Raw genomic sequence first — 18,920 nt, 5'->3', positions numbered from 1 at the left:
CATGCTTTTCTCACTCCCAACGGTCGCCCGAACCATCATCATCGGTTTCAAGCCCACCGTACAAATCATTTCCCGTATAGCCGTCATTATCCTCCTGCCCGGAAGCAGTATTGTATTTCACATCATGCAAGGCACGCATGGCATTGACCAGACGCTGCCCCCAGAACTCTGCAAACCCTTCGCGACAAATCACCAATGCATCATTCATCGTCTGGTCAAATCCCAAACGGTACACGCACACAAAATCTTTCAACGCCTGGTAAATATCGGCAAGGTTCTCTGATATGGTCTGATGAATAGGCGTGTCGCTATATACCATATCCTCTACAAACACTTCAAGGTAATCATCATGTCTCCCCATCAAAGATGCCACACCGGCACGCACACGCTCGTAATCACCTTCGGTTACAAAAACTTCAGGGTCAAACTCATCCATCCGCACGGCATGTTCCGGAAGCATTGATGCTTTCAGATAGAGCAACGGAAGCAACTTCAACACCTTATCCACGAACTCAGGATGTTCTATTTCACCAACACGCTCGAGGAAGCCACAAAACTCTGCAGCCACCGTTACAAACTCGACTGTATTTTTATCGTAAACGACTGATAAATTCTTTTTCATAACGAAACTTGATTGCGGCACAAAAATACAAAAAAATATTCGTACATTTGCGATTGATTTTTACCATTTTGCTATAACATTATGAAGAAAAAGACAGAAACAAAAGAAAACGAAGAGAAAAACATCCTTCCCAAAAAGATGCTTACCGCCATAAAAGGCGAAACCATACACTTCATCCTCGGCTTGCTTTGTGTCATATTCGGTGTCTATATGCTACTGGCATTCAGCTCATTCTTTTTTACCGGAGGAAACGACCAAAGTATCCTGGCACATCCAGATCCCGGGGAATTACTCGAAACCCAGAACGGCATACAAAACTATGCCGGAGCACGCGGAGCCCAACTTTCGCAATTCCTTATAAACGATTGTTTCGGGATTTCGGCATATTTTATTGTGGTGTTCCTCATTGTCTGCGGCATGAGACTGATGAAAGCTTACCGGTTCACCGTATGGAAATGGTTCGTAAGCTGCTCCATATTAATGGTATGGCTATCCGTCACTTTAGGCTTTGCCTTCGGAGGCACGTTTCAAGACTCTTTCCTCTATCCTGGAGGATTGCACGGATATAATGTGAGCCAATGGATTTGTTCCCAAATCGGTGCACCAGGACTTATCCTCGTTTTGCTGGTTACCTTGGTACTCATCGGCATTTTCTTTACCCGTGAAACGATGCAAGTAGTACGAAAAGCTTTCCATCCAGCCCTTCCGAAACGGAACAAAAGAAAAGAAGCGTTCCCTACAGAAGCTGCCCAACAGCCGGCCGATACGGAAAACACTGCCCTGCACCATACGCCCGACAACACATCAGATGCCACCGGCACAAAAGAAGACGAACAGCCGGTAGAAATAGAACTTGACCCCATAGAAAGCCAGGCAGACAACACAACGCCAGCCTATGCTACCGAAATGCGTAAACAACCCGATGAAACGGTAATAGCCGAAGCCGGGACAATCCATCAGAAAACTCAGGCAAAAACGACCGAAGAGCCCACGTTCGAAATAGAAGAAACTCCCGAAGAAGAAGAAGAACAGGAAGACGAACGTGGATCGCTAGACCAGCCTTACAATCCGCGGCTGGATCTGGAACACTACCACTTCCCGACACTCGACCTGCTCAATTCGTATAACGACAACACCCCTGCCATTGATATGCAAGAGCAAAATGCCAACAAAGACCGTATCATCCAGGTATTGCGGAGCTTTGGCATCGAAATCAGTTCCATCAAGGCCAGCGTAGGCCCTACCGTTACATTGTATGAAATCACTCCTGCCGAAGGAGTACGCATCAACCGCATCCGCAACTTGGAAGATGACATCGCCCTGAGCCTTTCGGCACTGGGTATCCGTATCATCGCTCCTATTCCGGGTAAGGGAACCATCGGTATTGAAGTGCCGAACGCCAACCCGCGCATCGTATCAATGAGCTCTATATTGAACAGTAAAAAATTCCAAGACACTACATTCGAACTCCCTGTAGCCTTGGGAAAAACCATCACCAACGATGTTTTCATTGTCGACCTGGCAAAAGCTCCCCACATGCTGGTAGCTGGTGCTACAGGACAAGGTAAATCAGTAGGATTGAACGCCATCGTCACCTCCTTATTATATAAGAAACACCCTAGCGAACTGAAATTCGTCATCGTCGACCCGAAAAAAGTAGAGTTTGCCATCTATGCACCGATAGAAAAGCACTACCTTGCCAAGTTGCCCGACTCGGACAGCGCCATCATCACCGATGTAACCAAAGTGGTGCAAACCTTAAACTCGCTCTGTATCGAGATGGACACCCGCTACGACCTTTTGCAAAAAGCAGGATGCCGTAATATCAAGGAATACAACGCAAAGTTTATCAACCGCCAGCTGAACCCTGAAAACGGACACCGCTTTATGCCGTATATCGTCATCATTATCGATGAGTTCGGTGACCTGATAATGACCGCCGGCAAGGAAATCGAGCTTCCTATCTGCCGCATTGCCCAACTGGCACGTGCTGTCGGTATCCATGCCATCATCGCTACCCAACGGCCTACTACAAACATCATCACCGGAACCATCAAGGCAAACTTCCCTGCACGCGTAGCATTCCGCGTAGCATCGATGATGGACTCACGTACCATCTTAGACCGTCCTGGTGCACAACAGCTTATCGGTAAAGGCGATATGCTCTACCTGCAAGGCAACGACCCTGTACGTGTACAATGTGCCTTCGTTGATACGCCCGAAGTAGAACGTATAGTCGATTTCATCAGCCACCAACAGGGATATCCCACCGCTTTCATGCTGCCCGAAGTAGAAGACGACACAGAAGGAGGAAGCAGTGCCGACGTAGACATGAACCGGCTCGACCCACTCTTCGAAGAAGCTGCCCGCCTGCTCATCTACCACCAGCAAGGGTCCACCTCACTCATCCAACGCAAGTTCTCCATCGGATACAACCGCGCCGGACGTATCATGGACCAGTTGGAACGTGCCGGCATCGTAGGTCCTGCCAATGGAAGCAAAGCACGCGAAGTGCTCTGCATGGACGAAAACGACCTTGCCATGCGCATGAACAATTTGAAAAATTAAAACCAACCGCAGATTGCATGATTGCCCTAACCGTTCTTTCCGGCACATGCAACCTGCGGTATTCCAAAACTTCATAAATATGATGAAACGTATCTTTTTCTCCTGCTTGCTAGCCTTACTGGTATCTGTAAACCTGCAAGCCAACGAAGACACCCGTGCCCAATCCATCTTAAGCAAAGCCGCCACTGCTTACCAGAAATCCGGCGGAATAAGCATCCGGTTCGGGGGAAGCCAACAAGGAACCCTCGCCCTGAAAGGAACATGTTTCTACCTGGAATGTGGAGGCGTAAAAAGCTGGTTCGACGGAACTACCCAATGGAGTTATGTGGAACAAAACGAAGAAGTGACCGTCTCTACCCCCTCCCCCGACGAACTGCAAAGCATCAATCCATACGCTTTGATAAACTCTTACAACCGGCTTTTCCATTGCCGCTATGGAGGCAAGCATACCATACGAGGTAAAGAAGGCAACGAAATCATCCTTACCCCCCGCCAAAAAGGTGATATCGAATCGGTAGTGCTTTTCCTTTCCGAAAACTATCAGCCTCTCTATATCACCGTCAAACTGGCCAGTGGACAAACCCAAGAATTCCGCATACTCGACTATCAGACCGGAATGTCCTATACCAACGACACATTCCGTTTCGATGCGAAAAAATACCCACAGGCGGAAGTAATTGACATGCGATGAAAAAACTGTTTCCACACCCTGCACAACCAATAATCAAGACTCTTAAGGAAGGAAACGCATATATATGCACCGGCGCATGTAGCTGAATGCATAGCTTAATCCATATAGTTCCGTGTCCATACGAAACAGTTTTTTAGATTGTTTGGTCACTTCGGCAAAATACACTATCTTTGTTTCATTAAAAGAATTGAATAATCTCATTAAACCAATCAAAAGAATATGACAACAGAACATGTAAAATGCCTGATTATCGGATCAGGACCCGCCGGATATACGGCAGCTATCTATGCCGGACGCGCCAACATCGCACCGGTACTTTACGAAGGAATCCAACCCGGAGGACAACTCACCATTACGACTGAAGTGGAAAACTTTCCGGGTTATCCCGAAGGAGTGACCGGACCGGTACTGATGGATGACCTGCGCCGGCAAGCAGCCCGTTTTGGGGCAGACATCCGCTCTGGTATCATCGTCAAAGCAGACTTAAGCCAGGCTCCTTACCACTTCTGGACAGATGATGAAAAAGAAATCACCGCCGATACCGCCATCATCGCCACCGGAGCTACCGCTAAATATCTGGGACTGGAAGACGAAAAGAAATATGCAGGCATGGGGGTAAGCGCCTGCGCCACATGCGACGGCTTTTTCTACCGGAAAAAGACCGTAGCCGTAGTAGGAGGAGGCGATACCGCCTGTGAAGAGGCTATCTACCTTGCCGGACTGGCGAAACAAGTCTATCTGGTAGTACGCAAACCTTATTTACGCGCTTCCAAGATTATGCAAGAACGTGTGTTGAATCATCCTAACATCCAAGTGCTGTTCGAACACAATGCCATAGGTCTGTATGGTGAAAACGGTGTGGAAGGAATGCACGTAGTAAAACGCATGGGAGAACCCGATGAAGAGCGTTACGATGTACCTATCGACGGATTTTTCCTTGCCATCGGTCACAAACCGAATTCGGACATCTTCAAACCATGGATAAAAACTGACGAAACAGGATATATCCTGACCGAAGCAGGAACACCACGCACAGGTGTGCCGGGCGTGTTCGCCGCCGGTGATGTTGCCGATCCCCATTACCGGCAAGCCATCACTGCGGCCGGAAGCGGATGCAAAGCCGCCATAGAAACCGAACGATACCTTTCGGCAAACGGCTTGCTTTGATGCTTTTTTCACCACAGATTACATAGGAAAACCACCAGAAGGCATCTGTGTAATCTGTGGCAAACTCATAAAAACTTACCACAATGAAGAACTTTTACAGAAAGACACTGATTGCCGCTTTCCTGATAGGAAGTGCGGCTACAGCATTTTCACAACAAATGCCGCCTATTCCCACCGACCCTGATGTAAGAACAGGTAAGCTGGAAAACGGACTGACTTACTACATCCGTCATAATGAACTGCCCGAAAAACAGGCAGACTTCTACATTGCACAAAAAGTAGGTTCGATTTTGGAAGAAGACAACCAGCGCGGACTGGCACACTTCCTTGAACATATGTGCTTCAATGGCACCAAGAACTTTCCGGGAAACTCACTACGCGAATACCTGGAATCCATCGGTGTAAAATTCGGTGTCAACCTGAATGCTTACACCTCCATCGATGAAACGGTATATAACATCAACGATGTACCTGTCATCCGTGAAGGCATCATCGATTCGTGCCTCCTTATCCTGCACGACTGGGCAGACGACCTCACTCTCGACCCTAAAGAAATAGATAAAGAACGCGGAGTCATCCACGAAGAATGGCGTACACGTACCGGAGCCATGATGCGTATGTACGAAACCGCTTTCCCTACCATCTTTGCAGGAAGCAAATATGCCTATCGCCTGCCTATCGGAACGATGGAAGTTGTAGACAATTTCCCTTATCAGGCGTTGCGCGACTATTATGAAAAATGGTACCGCCCCGACCAACAAGGCATTATCGTAGTAGGTGACGTGAACGTAGACCAGATAGAACAGAAAATCAAGAACCTGTTCGGTCCCATCCAAATGCCTGCCAACCCCGCAGAACGAGTACATTATCCAGTGCCCGACAATAAAGAAACCATCGTGTCCATCAACAAAGACAAGGAACAGGAAATCAACCAAGTCATGGTATTCCACAAACATGAACCTTTCCCTGCAGAAATGAAGAACACCGTAGGATACCTTGCCTATTCATTTATGGACTATGCCATCAGCCACATGCTGAACGCCCGCTTGCAAGAACTTCTACTCACTGCTACCCCACCCTTCATCAATGCCGGAGCGCAAGACATGGACTTTATCCTTGCCAAGACAAAACGGGCATTTACGGGTGTTGCCATCTGTAAAGAAGATGGAATAGAAAGCGGACTGAAAGCTCTGATGCGAGAAATCGAACGCGCACACCGATTCGGATTCACCGCCAGTGAATATGCACGGGCAAAAGCCGATTACCTGAGCAATCTGGAAAACGTGTACAACGAACGCGATAAAATGAAAAACAATCAGTTCGTAGCCCAATACGTATCTAATTTTATTGATGGAGAGCCTATCCCCAGTGTAGAATATAAATACACAATGATGAACCAGTTGGTACCCAACATCCCCTTGGAAAGTGTGAACCAACTCTACCAGCAACAGGTAAGCGACACCAACCGGGTAGTATGCCTGTTCTGCCCAGACAAGGAAGGAATGAAATATCCCACCGAGGAAAGTATCCGCAAGGTACTGGCAGAAGTAAATGCTGAAAAACTGGAACCTTATGTCGACAAGACTTCTGACGAGCCACTGATGAAAGAAAAACCGACTGGAGGCAAAGTGACAAATACAGAAAAAGGACCGTTTGAATCAACAATTCTCACATTAAGCAACGGAGTACGCGTGGTATTGAAGCCTACCAATTTCAAGGCAGATGAAATCCGGATGCAATCGTTCAGTGCTGGAGGAAACTCCCTATTCGATGATGAGGATGCCCTGCAATACGCCGTACTCGATGAAGTCGTATCTTTGGGCGGTCTGGGCAACTTCAGTGCCATCGACCTCCAAAAAATATTGGCGGGAAAAGTAGCTTCGGCATCAGCATCTGTACGTACCCTGACCGAAGCCGTAAACGGAAGTTGTGCCCCGAAAGACCTTGAGACAATGCTTCAGCTCACCTACCTGTCGTTCACCGCTCCACGCACCGACCAGGCAGCTTTCGAATCATTCAAGAACCGGCTGAAAGCTCAACTTGCCAATCAGGAAGCAAACCCGAACACGGCGTTGAGTGACACAATTACCAAAGTGTTATATGGTGATAATCCTCGTGCCGCACGCATCAAGGCCGACAAGGTAGACCAGATAGACTACGGGAAAGTAATGGAAATGTATCGCGACCGATTCAAGGATGCAAGCGACTTTACCTTCATTTTCGTGGGCAACATCGATCCTGCTACCGCTACTCCACTCATCGAGACTTATCTGGGTGGTTTGCCATCGACGGGACGTAAGGAAAACTTCCGTGACCCGAAGCTGGACATCCGCAAGGGAGAGTGGAAAAACATCTTCCACAAAGACCTGCAAACCCAAAAAGCAACCGTTATTATCGTAGAAAGCGGCACATGCGAATATACCCTGAAGAATAAACTGATGATGAGTATGCTCTCGCAACTGCTTACAATGAAATATACCGAGACCGTGCGCGAAGAAGCAGGAGCATCGTATGGCGTAAGCGTACAAGGCAACCTCAGCAAATATCCGAAGGAAGAAGCCACGCTACAAATCTTTTTTGATACCGACCCGACTAAGCGTGCCGACATGAGCCAGCTTATAGACAAAGGCATCGAAGAATTTATAGCCGGAGGCCCTAAAGCTGAAGACCTGGCTAAAGTAAAAGAATACATGCTGAAAACCTACGAAGCCAACCAGAAAGAAAACGGATACTGGATGAGCCTGCTCTACGGAAGCCTGTGGGAAGGCATGGACGGACGCACCGGATATACCGACCTGGTGAATGGCATCACAAATGCCGACCTCCAGCAATTTGCCAAGACATTAATGGCACAAAAGAACCGCATCGAAGTGAGCATGACTTCGGGCGATACCAATTAAAACCGGATGCCTATGTCACTCTACTCCGATATCCGACGCATACAGAAACTTGACGAAAAGCGGAATCCGATGTTCGAGAAAAACCGCTTCGCCAAAGTAATGATTTATATCGGAATTGCATTTTGGGCAGCATACCTCGTTTTCTTCGGGGTATTGCTGCCCGCTGCTTTTTCCGACAGTTTTCCCAACATGGAACCTTATCACATCTTGAACAAAGGTTTGCTCATTGTCTTGGTCCTCGATTTTCTGATAAGGTTTCTGTTCCCTACTCCAGTACAGGAAATCAAGCCCTTCCTCCTGCTTCCTATACCCAAAAAGAAAGTGATGGCCGCACTCCTTCTGCGAGAAGCCGCCAACCCGTTCAATCTGTTCTGGCTCTTCTTGTTCATCCCCTTTGCCCTGCTTAGCGTCACCCGTTTCTACGGACTGGCAGGAGTGCTGGGATATGCTTTCGGCATTTGGCTGCTCACCGTGGCAAACAGCTATTGGAGCATGCTCATCCGGGTATTGAAGCGTCAGAAATTTGTCTACATCTGCTGGTGCCTGCCTGTTTATGGCATCTTTGCCCTACTTGAGTTCTTACCCGGCACACACTGGGTAAGCACTTTCACGATGAATTTAGGTGAAGCCTTTATCCTGTGGAATCCGCTTGCCTTCATCGGCGCCCTGATACTGGCAGGTATGCTGGGTATGCTTAACCGCAAAGTGCAGCTACACCTTATTTACAACGAACTTTCCCGCGTAGAAGATACCCGCCTCAAACACATCAGCGACTATAGCTTCCTTGACCGTTACGGAAATGTAGGCGATTATATCCGGCTCGAACTGAAGATGCTCGTCCGGAACAAGACCCCCCGAAGCCAGTTCTGGAGTTTCACCATACTGACGGTGCTCTTTGCACTGGCACTGACTTTCGAAGTATATGGAGACGGACTCATGAACGATTTTATTTGCCTGTATTGTTATTGCGTAATGGGACTTTCTACCCTGATACAGACGATGGCAATAGAAGGGAACTACATCGACGGGCTGATGGTTCGCCGGGAAAGTATTTATAATATGCTTTGTGCCAAATACTACGTACAATGTGCCCTTCTTATCATCCCCTTTGTATGTTGCCTGATACCGGTATTCAGAGGAAGCATCTCCTTGCTCATGTCGGTGACTTACCTGATTTTTACAGCAGGCGTCATCTTCCCCGGTGTGATGCAAATGGCGGTGTACAATGACAAGACGGCCCCTCTCAATATGGGACTGATGGGCAAACGCCAAGGCAACAATGCCTATCAGACCGTTATACTGGTCGCTTCGTTCACCCTGCCACTGGTTATCTATAAAGGACTGGAACTGGCATTGGGGGCAACGACAAGTTACATTGTGATGTGCACCATGGGCATAATCGGATTTGTTACCCACCCTCACTGGATACGCAACATCTACATACGATTCATGGCACGGCGCTACCGGAACATGGAAGGATTCAGGAATACAAGATAAAACAATCAGAAAACTTCAAACTCATAAAATGGATATAACAATCAACCATCTGAAGAAAATATATGGCAAGCGTACCGTGCTTGACGTAGACGACTATACCATACACAGCGGAGAAATCCTCGGACTGGTGGGCAACAATGGAGCCGGAAAAACCACTCTCTTCCGGCTTATCCTGGACCTGCTGAAAGCAGACGAAGGAAATGTTTACATCGGTGAAACCGAAGTGAACCAAAGCGAAGCATGGAAAGACACAACCGGTGCCTATATGGACGAAAGTTTCCTTATCGATTACCTCACGCCCGAAGAATATTTCTACTTTGTGGGCAAGATGTGTAACCTTGACAAGACAACCGTAGACCAGCGTCTGGTACCCTACGAACGCTTTATGAACGGAGAAATACTGGGACAGAAGAAACTTATCCGGAACCTCTCGGCGGGCAACAAGCAAAAAGTGGGCATCCTTGCCGCATTGCTCAACCAACCGCAACTCCTGATACTGGACGAACCCTTTAATTTTCTCGACCCCAGTTCACAATCGGCATTGAAACACCTGCTCCATACCTACAACCAGGAAACAGGAGCCATCATCCTCGTATCAAGCCACAACCTGACACACACCATCGAAATCAGTACCCGCATCGCCCTGCTGGAACACGGAAAAATCATCCGCGACATTACTCCCATCAATGATGAAGCCAAGCAGGAACTGGAAAACTATTTTGAAATCGAGACACAGGAATAAACAACATGCTCTCTGTAAAAGAAGGCTACCCTATCGGAAAAGGATAAACTTCTTTTGCAGAGAGAATACTGGTATGCTTTCTATTCCAAAATAGTGTTACGATTCCGTTTTATTCTACTATAATTAGTTATTATTACTCGAAAAAACCGAGCCTTCCACGTCTCTGTATTTGTATTTTCATTACATTTGTTTCCCAATAAATAAAGGAAACATGACCAAACATATCCATATACTCATCGGAGCAATCCTGCTCATCCTCCTGTCCGCATGCGGCACACGCGCTCCACACTACAATTATCGCGAACTGGCACAAGCAGCCATCCGGCTGGATATGGATATCGCAATGGATGACAACCATTCCTTGTACGTGGAAGCCTCAAAATGGATAGGCGTACCTTACCGGTCGGGAGGGACTTCGCGAAGGGGAGTAGATTGTTCGGGACTAACCTACAACATTTACCGCAAGGTATACCGCAAACGGCTGGAACGGAACTCGGACGAACAACGCAAAGAAAACTGCCACAAAATACGCAAAGGAAAACTGCGTGAAGGAGACTTGGTATTCTTCCACAACGGACGCAATAAACATCGCGCCACCCATGTAGGCATTTACCTGAAAAACAACCGATTCATCCATACCAGCTCCAGCCAAGGAGTTATTGTAAGCACACTGGATGAACCGTATTACCAGAAATGCTGGATGCAGGGAGGAAGAGTACGTTGAAAAAACAAAAAAGCGAAAATGAGGAACGAAGAATGGAACATCAAGTGGAAAGTACTGACTCTTGTCATACTCTTATCAAGTGCGGCATTTCCTCTGGCTGCCCAAACGCAGGAAAAGAATAAAGAAATCCGCCTGAATGAAGAAGCGGTACGGATGATACAGTTTGACTTTAGCGGCATCGAAAAACCGCAAGAAGAACTGAAAACACATCCGATGAACCAACCCTGGATGGAATTTAAGAAAGACCTGCGCATACCGCGAAGCCTTATCGACACTACGAAAGTAAAGAAACCCACAGGATACATCCGTGCCGAACCTTATACCATATGGACACGCTTTGGCGAGGACCCCGTGTATGATGTGCTGGTACTGGGACGCCCCAAAAAATGGACCATCCACTGGGAGCTCAACCCAGGTGCCGTTTCGCCGGAAGAATACGGGCAAAGTCTTGCGCCAGGGACGGGCATGATGTACGACCGTGCTTCCGGACGTGTCGGAGGCTCTTTAGGTGCCGGAGTTGTTATCGGAGGATTAGATTTCATCGGATTCATATACAACAACCTTACACCTCACGGACGGATGCTGAAACACAACCGTAAACATGCCAATGCCTGGAAAACCTACAAGAATTATCGCCCTACACGTGAGGACAGCCTGAAATTTCCTACTTATTACCGCTTACTACCCGTCTATGCACCGGCAGACAGCGATACCCTTACACACACAGTTCAGGCGGATACCCTTCCGAAAGCAGCCACACCTGCACAAACTCCCGATACAGACCGGTTTTCCAAATACATCCGCCAGCGACAAAGAGAAGACTCCATACGCCGGCAGGAGTATTTCCGCAAAGATAAAATACGAGGAAATTCGTACGACATAGAAAAACAAAACCGACGTTTGCGCGAACGTCAGGAATAATGCGATTTCAAGGAAGGAAATAACCGGCTAGCCTTTACGCCAACGAACCAAGACATAAAGAATGACAGGCGCACCCAGCACAGGAGTGACGGCACCCAAAGGAAGAATGCCACGCTCGCCAGGCAAAAGGCAAAGCAAGTTGCACAAAAGCGCCACGGCACATCCCGCCAGCAAGGTCACAGGAAGAAGAGAGCGGTGATTAGACGTACCCAATAACATACGCGCCACATGAGGAACGGCAAGCCCGATGAAAGCGATAGGACCGCAAAATGCCGTGACCACCGCCGTAAGCAAACCGGCTATCACCAGTAATATACCCCGGACACGGCGTACACGAATACCTAAATTTTCAGCATAACGGGGACCTAACAACAATGCATTCAAGGGTTTCACCATCAACAAGGCGGCCAGCAAGCCCATAAGGGCTATGAACGAAAAAGCGGGCAACTGGACCGAAGACACACCGCCAAAACTTCCCAATCCCCAAATAACAAAAGAATGCACCCCTTCATCGGTAGCAAAGAAATTCAGCAAAGAAATGGCAGACGATGCCAGATAGCCTATCATTATGCCTGCGATGAGCAACATCACATTGCTACGCACCAGCACCGAAAGAAAAAGTACAGTCGACATCACCACCATTGCCCCCACAAAAGCACCCGCCACCATCGAAAGAAAACCCGAAAGCACAAACTGACCTGCCACAATACTCCCGCCGCCTGCCAACAATACCAATGCTACCCCCAAACTGGCTCCGGAACTGATGCCCAAGACCGATGAATCGGCAAGCGGATTATTGAACACGGTCTGCAAAATCAATCCAGATACCGCCAATGCGGCACCACAAAGCAAAGCGGTGATACATTGAGGCACACGCGACTCCCATACGATAAAACTCCACCCTGCATCGGCAGAAGTATCCCCCAGCAGGATAGAGGTAACGGCAGAGGAAGGAATCGGGACCGAACCTACATAAACGGATGCCACCGCCAACGCCAACACCGATGCGGCAAGTAACACGACATAGAGAGTGCTCTTCTTCATACGTTTATTCAAGGGGCGTGAAATAACGCGGCTGGTAATCCGGAAACAAGCCGGGATGAAAAACGGCTATCAGGTCTTTCAGCACATATTCGGGATGGAAAGGAGACTCTTCATAATACGGTATGCGCCCGGTATTGCATCCGTAAACCGTCTTCCGGCGGAACGCATCAAAACCCGTGTATGGCCGATAGTCCTGCTCCAGCCCGGCATAGGTCTTGTCGTGCGACTGGTTATACTTAATGAGCCAGAAATCAGCATGGCGGGCACGGTCGTACACGGTTTCGAACGACAAGGGTACCGAACCACTCTCGCTGATATAGCCGAATACATAACGCGCACCGGCATCGGCATAGAGCTGACCGGTCGTACTCTTGCCTCCCGGCACATACCATGCCGAGCCTTGCTTCAACTCGGCAAACACCAGAGGCTTCTCTTCCACCTGTTCCACCGACCGCCGCAAAGCCTCATACTCCCACTCTACCTGTGAAAACAAAGAATCGGCTTCCTGCTCCTTCCCCACCAGCATCCCATAAAAACGCATCCATTCGGCACGTCCCAACGGTGAGGTCTCCATATAGTCGGCACATTCTATCAACGGGACATCCAGTTGCCCGATACGCCCGTATGAACCATTCTCGAAAGGTGAAAGCAAGATACCGTCGGGATGCAAGGCAATAACCCGCTCAACGTCGGGACTCATACTGCTCCCTACATCCGCCACCCTGCCGGCACGCACACGCTCATGAATTTGAGGCATACGGATATACGACAAGTCGCACACTCCACTCACCGCATCCAGTGCCTGCAATTCTCCGAACAAGCTGCAATGCACCGACGAATAAACCAGCATCCGCTCTAAAGGAATACGCACCACCGTGCCCTCGGGCAATCCTTCGGGCAATACCCGATGCTTGTCCACCAGCAGATAGGTGTGCAGGATACGCGTAGAATCCCAAGGATTGCGCACCGTAACTTGCGTAAACATCTCATGCTTCACAACGGTAAGATAGCGCGCGTATGCCATCTGCAAGGTATCGCCTTCCTCGGATAGCTGCGCTTGCATATACCGCCTTCCACCGCAAGCCGAAAGCAGGAATGTGCATGCGATAATCCACAAAGACAGGTTCACCCACCATTGTTTCTTCATTTTCTTATTCATCATATACAGTAGATAGAAGAAGTTAGAAGGAGGTATGCCTTCGGCAGGAGTTAAAGGCAAATAGTCCTGCTAGGACTTCCATGAACAAAAGTATTGGCTTCTAACTCCTTTTAACTCCTTAAAATAACTCCCTTTTTACTCCTTGCCGGCTAAATGCCGGCATTCATTCTATTTATAACTTCCGGATCATCCGGCGGAAACGTTCCAATGTTTTCCCGCTTACAGGATGTTTTTTGGTGCCTCCCACTTCGAGCGTGGCGCTGATCTTAAAGCCACTCCAACGGAGGATTTCGCGCAATGCACGAATGGTGCCACGGCTCTGGCGGAAAAAAACATTAAATGGAAAAGGAGTGGTGCACGTGCTGAGCAGCATAGCCCGTTTACCCTTGTGCAAAGGCTGGGGAATACCTTGCAGACTCTCGCCCATCATCCCATACACCAGCCGGTCGAACAACACCTTCAGCGTACCTGGCATATTGCCCCAATAGCAAGGAGCCCCGATAACCAGTACATCGCATGCTCCGATGAGCTGGAGCACACGCTGGGCATCGTCTTCAGGCAGTACGCATGCCTGCTTTGTGCGACACACCATGCATCCCTTACAAGGCGCGACATGCAAATCGGAAACACGGACCGACATGACCTGCATCCCTGCCTTTACGGCTTCTTCTTCCATCACGCCCAACATACGGGATATGTTCCCCTTCGGGCGGGGACTGGCATTGAGTATCAGCACGTTCATACAACTATGCTTTTACCGTACGCAACGCCTTGCACAACTGGTCGGGACATGAAGTGGGTTTCGAACCGCACCGGATACCTTCCAGCCGGGCTATCACTTCGCTCACGGGCATCCCTTTCACCAGGGCACTGATGCCTTGCAGATTACCGTTGCATCCCCCGGTATAGCGCACGTCTTTCACGATTCCGTCTTCCACTTCTACCTCGATGCGCGTACTGCAAGTGCCCTCCGTCTGATAATCAATTCTCATAATCCAGCTTCTCCTAATAAAGATTATTCTAAGTAAGTGTGCAAAATTAAATGATATTATCAGAAACACAGATTTCCGCAGATTAGCGCAGATTAAGAACAAATATTAGAATAATAATCCGCGAAAATCTGCGTTAATCTGCGTTTCTGAGCCGACACATTAATCAACTAATTCTCAACATCTACTAATTAAACAATCCGTGTAATCTGTGGTGAAAAAAATCATTCTTCTTCGGGCTTCATATTGGTATATACCGTCTGCACATCGTCGAACTCTTCCAGGCGTTCCACCATTTTGTTGATGGTTTCGCGCTGTTCGGGAGTCACATCCTTCAGGTCGTTCGGAATATAAGTAAATTCACCTCCTACATCCTCGAACCCGCACTCTTCCAAATGCTTCTGGATGGCAGCATAGCTCTTCGGGTCACCATAAATCGTGATAGTGCCTTCTTCGGGGTCTTCATCGTATTCATCGTCTACATCGTAATCGATGAGGTCGAGAATCAGTTCTTCCATATCCAGCCCGTCTTTCTTCTTGAAAGTGAACACACACTTGTGGTCGAACAAGAAAGCCAGCGAACCGGTCGTACCCAAGTTTCCGCCGAACTTGTTGAATACCGAACGCACATCGGCAACGGTACGGGTCGTATTGTCGGTCAACGTATCGACGAAGATAGCCACCCCGTGCGGGCCGTATCCTTCGTAAGTCATTCCCTTGTACTCGCTCTGGTCCTTGCCCATCGCGTTTTTGATGGCACGCTCGATGTTGTCTTTCGGCATGTTCTCACGCTTGCAGGTAGCGATGACCGAACGCAAGGTCGGGTTGTTTTCGGGTTCCGGTCCGCCCGCCTTTACGGCAATGGCGATTTGTTTTCCCAGACGAGTAAATGTTTTGGCCATGTGGCCCCATCTTTTCAGTTTTGTAGCTTTTCTATATTCAAACGCTCTTCCCATTGGATTATATATTTTAAATGTTGTTATTTTTTTAAGGGACTAGGTAACTAGGGACTAGGGGACTGGGTTTAGATAGTTCTATACCCTGCACGGTATGAATTTGTACACTTCCTTGAACATTTCGTACCGTTTCTGTAGAGACGATGTGCACATCGTCTCTACTACATGGCATATACAAAATACACAAATTAATGCGCGAGAAGTATAAGTATTCAGAACCTTGTCAACTTGTCACCTTGTCAACTTGTTACCTAAAAAATTTATCTCAATTTCGCTCCCAGCTTTGTTTCCAGGTTCTGCACCAGCTTGTTCATCAGCTTGTCTATCTGCTTGTCGTTCAGCGTGGCGTTTTCGTCCTGCAGGGTGAAGCTCACCGCGTAACTCTTCTTTCCGGCTTCGAGGTTCTTGCCTTCGTACACATCGAAAAGCTCTACGCGTTTCAAGAGTTTCTTGTCGGTCTCGTAGGCGATTTTCTCGATTTCGGCAAATTGCACCTGCTTGTCGAGCAAGAGCGCCAGGTCGCGCTTCACGGCAGGATACTTGGAAATGTCCTTGTAAGTCACCGCGTTGTTCTTGACCGCCTTCATCAGCTCCCTCCAGTTCAGGTCGGCATAATACACGTCGTTCTCGATATCGAACATCTTCAGGAGCTTCTTGTGCAGGATGCCGAGCGTAGCCAGCAACTTTCCGCCACGGGTATGCACCGACAGGGCGGCGGCATAGATGTCATCGCTCAAGGTGCCGAACACCAGCGCGCCGAAGTTCACGCCCAGACGGCGCAGGATGTTCAGCACGTATGCCTTCAGCTCGTACACCGACGAGTCCTCATCGGCGTGCGCCCACGAGTTGCTTACCCGCTTGCCGGTCACCCACAAGCCCATGTGCAGTTCTTCGGAGTAAGGCGCGAGCGCTTTTTCAGGGTTCCGCTTTCCGGCATTATAATGATAGCAATTGCCGAACTCGAAGAACTTCAGGTCGGCATTCTTGCGGTTGGCGTTGTGCTCGATGCTTTCCAGCCCGCCGAACAGAAGGGTGCCGCGCAATACGTTCAGGTCGTTGCTCAACGGATTCATCAGCCGCACCAGGTTTTCGGGCTTATACGTTTCCAGCCCTTCGTAATACGAAGCGGAGGTGAGCGAGTTGTTCAGGATTTCGTTGAACCCGCATCCCACCAGCTGCTCCGACACGAGGTTCTGGAGCTTCACCGACTTGTCTTCGGCTCCTTCCACGCTCAGGCACGCCTTTACCGAAGTGGGGATTTCCACATTGTTGTATCCGTAGATGCGCAGGATGTCTTCCACCACGTCGCACGGACGCTGCACGTCCACACGGTAAGGAGGCACCACCAGCGAAAGCCCTTCTCCGGTCTCGCCCGTGATTTCCATTTCCAGGCTCGAAACGATGCGCTTTATCACCTCGGCAGGGATTTCCTTGCCAATCAGCGAACGGACATACGCATACGGAAGCTCTACCGGGAAGCCGGCTATCGGGCTGGGATAGTTATCCTTGATTTCACAAGCGATTTCACCTCCCGCAAGCTCTTTCGCCAGGATAGCCGCCTCTTTCAGGGCATAAATCACGCCGTTCGGGTCGATGCCCCGTTCGAAACGGAACGAAGAATCGGTGCTCAGCCCTTGGCGGCGTGCGGTCTTGCGCACCCACGTAGGATGGAAATAAGCGCTTTCGAAGAACACGTTGCGGGTCTCTTCGGTAGTGCCCGAATCGAGTCCGCCGAACACGCCCGCGATACACATCGGCTCTTCGGCGTTGCATATCATCAGGTCGCGGTCCGAAAGCTTGTGTTCCACGCCGTCCAGCGTCACAAACGGAGTGCCTTCCGCCACGGTCTTCACCACAATCTTGCCACCCTTTATCTTGTCGGCGTCGAAGCAGTGCATCGGCTGGCCGTAAGCGTGCAGGATGTAGTTGGTGATGTCCACAATGTTGTTAATCGGGCGCAAGCCGATGGCTTTCAGCTTCGCCTGGAGCCATTCGGGGCTTTCCTTCACCGTGACGTTCTTTACCACCACGCCGGCATAGCGCGGGCAAGCCTCGGTGTTCTCTACCACCACGTCGATGTCCAGGTCGTGATTGTCTACCGCAAACGCCTCTACCGAAGGGCGTTTCAGTTCCGCCTCATGCCCGTTCTGCACGAGCCAGGCGTACAGGTCGCGCGCCACGCCGTAGTGCGAGCAGGCATCCGCGCGGTTGGGCGTGATGTCCACCTCCAGCACGTAGTCGCTCTTCACGTTGTAGTAATCCTTGGCAAGCGTGCCCGGCACCACGTCATCGGGCAGCACGATAATGCCCTCGTGGCTGGTTCCGATGCCGATTTCGTCTTCGGCACAAATCATGCCGTTCGATTCCACGCCCCGGAGTTTCGATTTCTTTATGGTGAAACACTCGTCTCCGTCATACAGCTTGGTGCCCAAGGTAGCTACCACCACCTTTTGCCCTGCGGCTACGTTCGACGCCCCGCATACAATCTGCACGGGGTCGCCCTGCCCCAAGTCGACCGTCGTAATGTGCATGTGGTCGGAATTGGGATGCGGCTCGCAGGTCAGCACTTTTCCGATGACCAAGCCTTCCAGCCCTCCTTTAATCGACTGGACTTCTTCCACTTCGCCTGTTTCCAGCCCGATAGAGGTAAGCGCCGCCGCCACCTGTTCGGGGGTCAAGTCGAAGTTGACGTATTCTTTTAGCCAGTTATACGAAATATTCATATTAAGTATGTTTTGATGTTTTCCTTGTTTTTGATGCGCAAAGTTACAATAAATCTATGAAAAACCATACAAATTTTAAGGACATCAACGAAAATATTCGGTTTTTACGGTGCACAAGAAGATGCGGAAACCTATTTTCTGAAACGCAGATTCACGCGGATTTCCGCAGACTATTTTCATTTGCGCCGCTTTTTTCATTCAAATCCACCGGAAAAAG

General features: G+C 49.2%; 15 protein-coding genes. 8 read left to right on the top strand and 7 right to left on the bottom strand.

Translation table 11 applies throughout. The features are described 5' to 3' along the window. Positions 1–10: 10 nt before the first annotated feature. Positions 11–622 (bottom strand): DUF5063 domain-containing protein, encoded by a 612-nt coding sequence (locus tag B5G04_RS12005; protein ID WP_087247404.1) that lies wholly within the window; start codon positions 620–622, stop codon positions 11–13. A 138-nt stretch (positions 623–760) separates the two neighbouring features. On the opposite strand from B5G04_RS12005, the gene B5G04_RS12000 reads away from it, so the two are divergent. The 8 genes from B5G04_RS12000 (at position 761) to B5G04_RS11965 (ending at position 11,832) form a co-directional block, all read left to right on the top strand. Next, positions 761–3,190: a DNA translocase FtsK gene (locus B5G04_RS12000; protein ID WP_239414094.1), complete on the top strand. Its 2,430-nt coding sequence runs from the start codon at positions 761–763 to the stop codon at positions 3,188–3,190. Positions 3,191–3,269: 79 nt separating this feature from the next. After that, positions 3,270–3,881: a LolA-like putative outer membrane lipoprotein chaperone gene (locus tag B5G04_RS11995; RefSeq protein ID WP_225226170.1), complete on the top strand. Its 612-nt coding sequence runs from the start codon at positions 3,270–3,272 to the stop codon at positions 3,879–3,881. Positions 3,882–4,100: 219 nt separating this feature from the next. Then, positions 4,101–5,048, top strand: a complete 948-nt coding sequence (trxB, locus tag B5G04_RS11990; RefSeq protein WP_087247406.1) for a thioredoxin-disulfide reductase — start codon at positions 4,101–4,103, stop codon at positions 5,046–5,048. An 83-nt stretch (positions 5,049–5,131) separates the two neighbouring features. After that, positions 5,132–7,948, top strand: coding sequence for a M16 family metallopeptidase (locus B5G04_RS11985; protein WP_087209420.1), 2,817 nt, complete (start codon positions 5,132–5,134; stop codon positions 7,946–7,948). Between the two features lie 12 nt (positions 7,949–7,960). Further along, positions 7,961–9,445, top strand: a complete 1,485-nt coding sequence (locus B5G04_RS11980) for a DUF5687 family protein (RefSeq protein ID WP_022039344.1) — start codon at positions 7,961–7,963, stop codon at positions 9,443–9,445. 28 nt (positions 9,446–9,473) lie between these two features. Beyond that, positions 9,474–10,187, top strand: coding sequence for an ABC transporter ATP-binding protein (locus tag B5G04_RS11975; protein WP_022039345.1), 714 nt, complete (start codon positions 9,474–9,476; stop codon positions 10,185–10,187). A 211-nt stretch (positions 10,188–10,398) separates the two neighbouring features. Next, positions 10,399–10,911 carry a C40 family peptidase gene (locus B5G04_RS11970; RefSeq protein WP_087397375.1) on the top strand — a complete coding sequence of 171 codons (513 nt, stop codon included), beginning with the start codon at positions 10,399–10,401 and terminating at the stop codon, positions 10,909–10,911. Between the two features lie 18 nt (positions 10,912–10,929). Next, the gene (locus tag B5G04_RS11965; RefSeq protein WP_087397331.1) at positions 10,930–11,832 is read left to right on the top strand and encodes a DUF4858 domain-containing protein; all 903 of its coding nucleotides are present in this window, start codon (positions 10,930–10,932) and stop codon (positions 11,830–11,832) included. A 27-nt stretch (positions 11,833–11,859) separates the two neighbouring features. Here the strand turns inward: B5G04_RS11965 and B5G04_RS11960 are convergent, their stop codons facing one another. The 6 genes from B5G04_RS11960 to pheT form a co-directional block, all read right to left on the bottom strand. Continuing rightward, entirely contained in the window at positions 11,860–12,876 is a 1,017-nt protein-coding gene (locus B5G04_RS11960) for an iron ABC transporter permease (RefSeq protein ID WP_087397329.1), read from the bottom strand. 4 nt (positions 12,877–12,880) lie between these two features. Continuing rightward, the gene (locus B5G04_RS11955) at positions 12,881–14,023 is read right to left on the bottom strand and encodes an ABC transporter substrate-binding protein (RefSeq protein ID WP_087397373.1); all 1,143 of its coding nucleotides are present in this window, start codon (positions 14,021–14,023) and stop codon (positions 12,881–12,883) included. Between the two features lie 184 nt (positions 14,024–14,207). Then, the gene (locus B5G04_RS11950; protein WP_087397327.1) at positions 14,208–14,777 is read right to left on the bottom strand and encodes a flavodoxin family protein; all 570 of its coding nucleotides are present in this window, start codon (positions 14,775–14,777) and stop codon (positions 14,208–14,210) included. Between the two features lie 4 nt (positions 14,778–14,781). Next, a complete protein-coding gene (locus tag B5G04_RS11945) occupies positions 14,782–15,027 on the bottom strand; it encodes a TIGR03905 family TSCPD domain-containing protein (RefSeq protein WP_022039351.1) in 246 nt (81 codons plus the stop codon). Between the two features lie 221 nt (positions 15,028–15,248). Continuing rightward, positions 15,249–15,980 carry a YebC/PmpR family DNA-binding transcriptional regulator gene (locus B5G04_RS11940; protein WP_022039352.1) on the bottom strand — a complete coding sequence of 244 codons (732 nt, stop codon included), beginning with the start codon at positions 15,978–15,980 and terminating at the stop codon, positions 15,249–15,251. Positions 15,981–16,240: 260 nt separating this feature from the next. After that, on the bottom strand, positions 16,241–18,703 hold the full coding sequence (gene pheT, locus B5G04_RS11935) for a phenylalanine--tRNA ligase subunit beta (RefSeq protein ID WP_087397325.1): 2,463 nt from the start codon (positions 18,701–18,703) through the stop codon (positions 16,241–16,243). Positions 18,704–18,920 lie beyond the last annotated feature (217 nt).

Source organism: Bacteroides sp. An51A (assembly GCF_002161565.1).
GTDB lineage: Bacteria > Bacteroidota > Bacteroidia > Bacteroidales > Bacteroidaceae > Phocaeicola > Phocaeicola intestinalis.
This window is presented reverse-complemented; position numbering and strand designations above follow the sequence as displayed.

Bases quoted from the DNA above. Each gene is read 5' to 3' on its own strand.
- B5G04_RS12000 (WP_239414094.1), top strand. From the start codon at position 761: ATGCTTACCGCCATAAAAGGCGAAACCATACACTTCATCCTCGGCTTG.
- B5G04_RS11980 (WP_022039344.1), top strand. From the start codon at position 7,961: ATGTCACTCTACTCCGATATCCGACGCATACAGAAACTTGACGAAAAG.
- B5G04_RS11950 (WP_087397327.1), bottom strand. From the start codon at position 14,777: ATGAACGTGCTGATACTCAATGCCAGTCCCCGCCCGAAGGGGAACATA.
- B5G04_RS12005 (WP_087247404.1), bottom strand. From the start codon at position 622: ATGAAAAAGAATTTATCAGTCGTTTACGATAAAAATACAGTCGAGTTT.
- B5G04_RS11975 (WP_022039345.1), top strand. From the start codon at position 9,474: ATGGATATAACAATCAACCATCTGAAGAAAATATATGGCAAGCGTACC.
- B5G04_RS11985 (WP_087209420.1), top strand. From the start codon at position 5,132: ATGAAGAACTTTTACAGAAAGACACTGATTGCCGCTTTCCTGATAGGA.
- B5G04_RS11965 (WP_087397331.1), top strand. From the start codon at position 10,930: ATGAGGAACGAAGAATGGAACATCAAGTGGAAAGTACTGACTCTTGTC.
- pheT (WP_087397325.1), bottom strand. From the start codon at position 18,703: ATGAATATTTCGTATAACTGGCTAAAAGAATACGTCAACTTCGACTTG.
- B5G04_RS11995 (WP_225226170.1), top strand. From the start codon at position 3,270: ATGATGAAACGTATCTTTTTCTCCTGCTTGCTAGCCTTACTGGTATCT.
- B5G04_RS11945 (WP_022039351.1), bottom strand. From the start codon at position 15,027: ATGAGAATTGATTATCAGACGGAGGGCACTTGCAGTACGCGCATCGAG.
- B5G04_RS11960 (WP_087397329.1), bottom strand. From the start codon at position 12,876: ATGAAGAAGAGCACTCTCTATGTCGTGTTACTTGCCGCATCGGTGTTG.
- B5G04_RS11955 (WP_087397373.1), bottom strand. From the start codon at position 14,023: ATGAAGAAACAATGGTGGGTGAACCTGTCTTTGTGGATTATCGCATGC.
- B5G04_RS11970 (WP_087397375.1), top strand. From the start codon at position 10,399: ATGACCAAACATATCCATATACTCATCGGAGCAATCCTGCTCATCCTC.
- trxB (WP_087247406.1), top strand. From the start codon at position 4,101: ATGACAACAGAACATGTAAAATGCCTGATTATCGGATCAGGACCCGCC.
- B5G04_RS11940 (WP_022039352.1), bottom strand. From the start codon at position 15,980: ATGGGAAGAGCGTTTGAATATAGAAAAGCTACAAAACTGAAAAGATGG.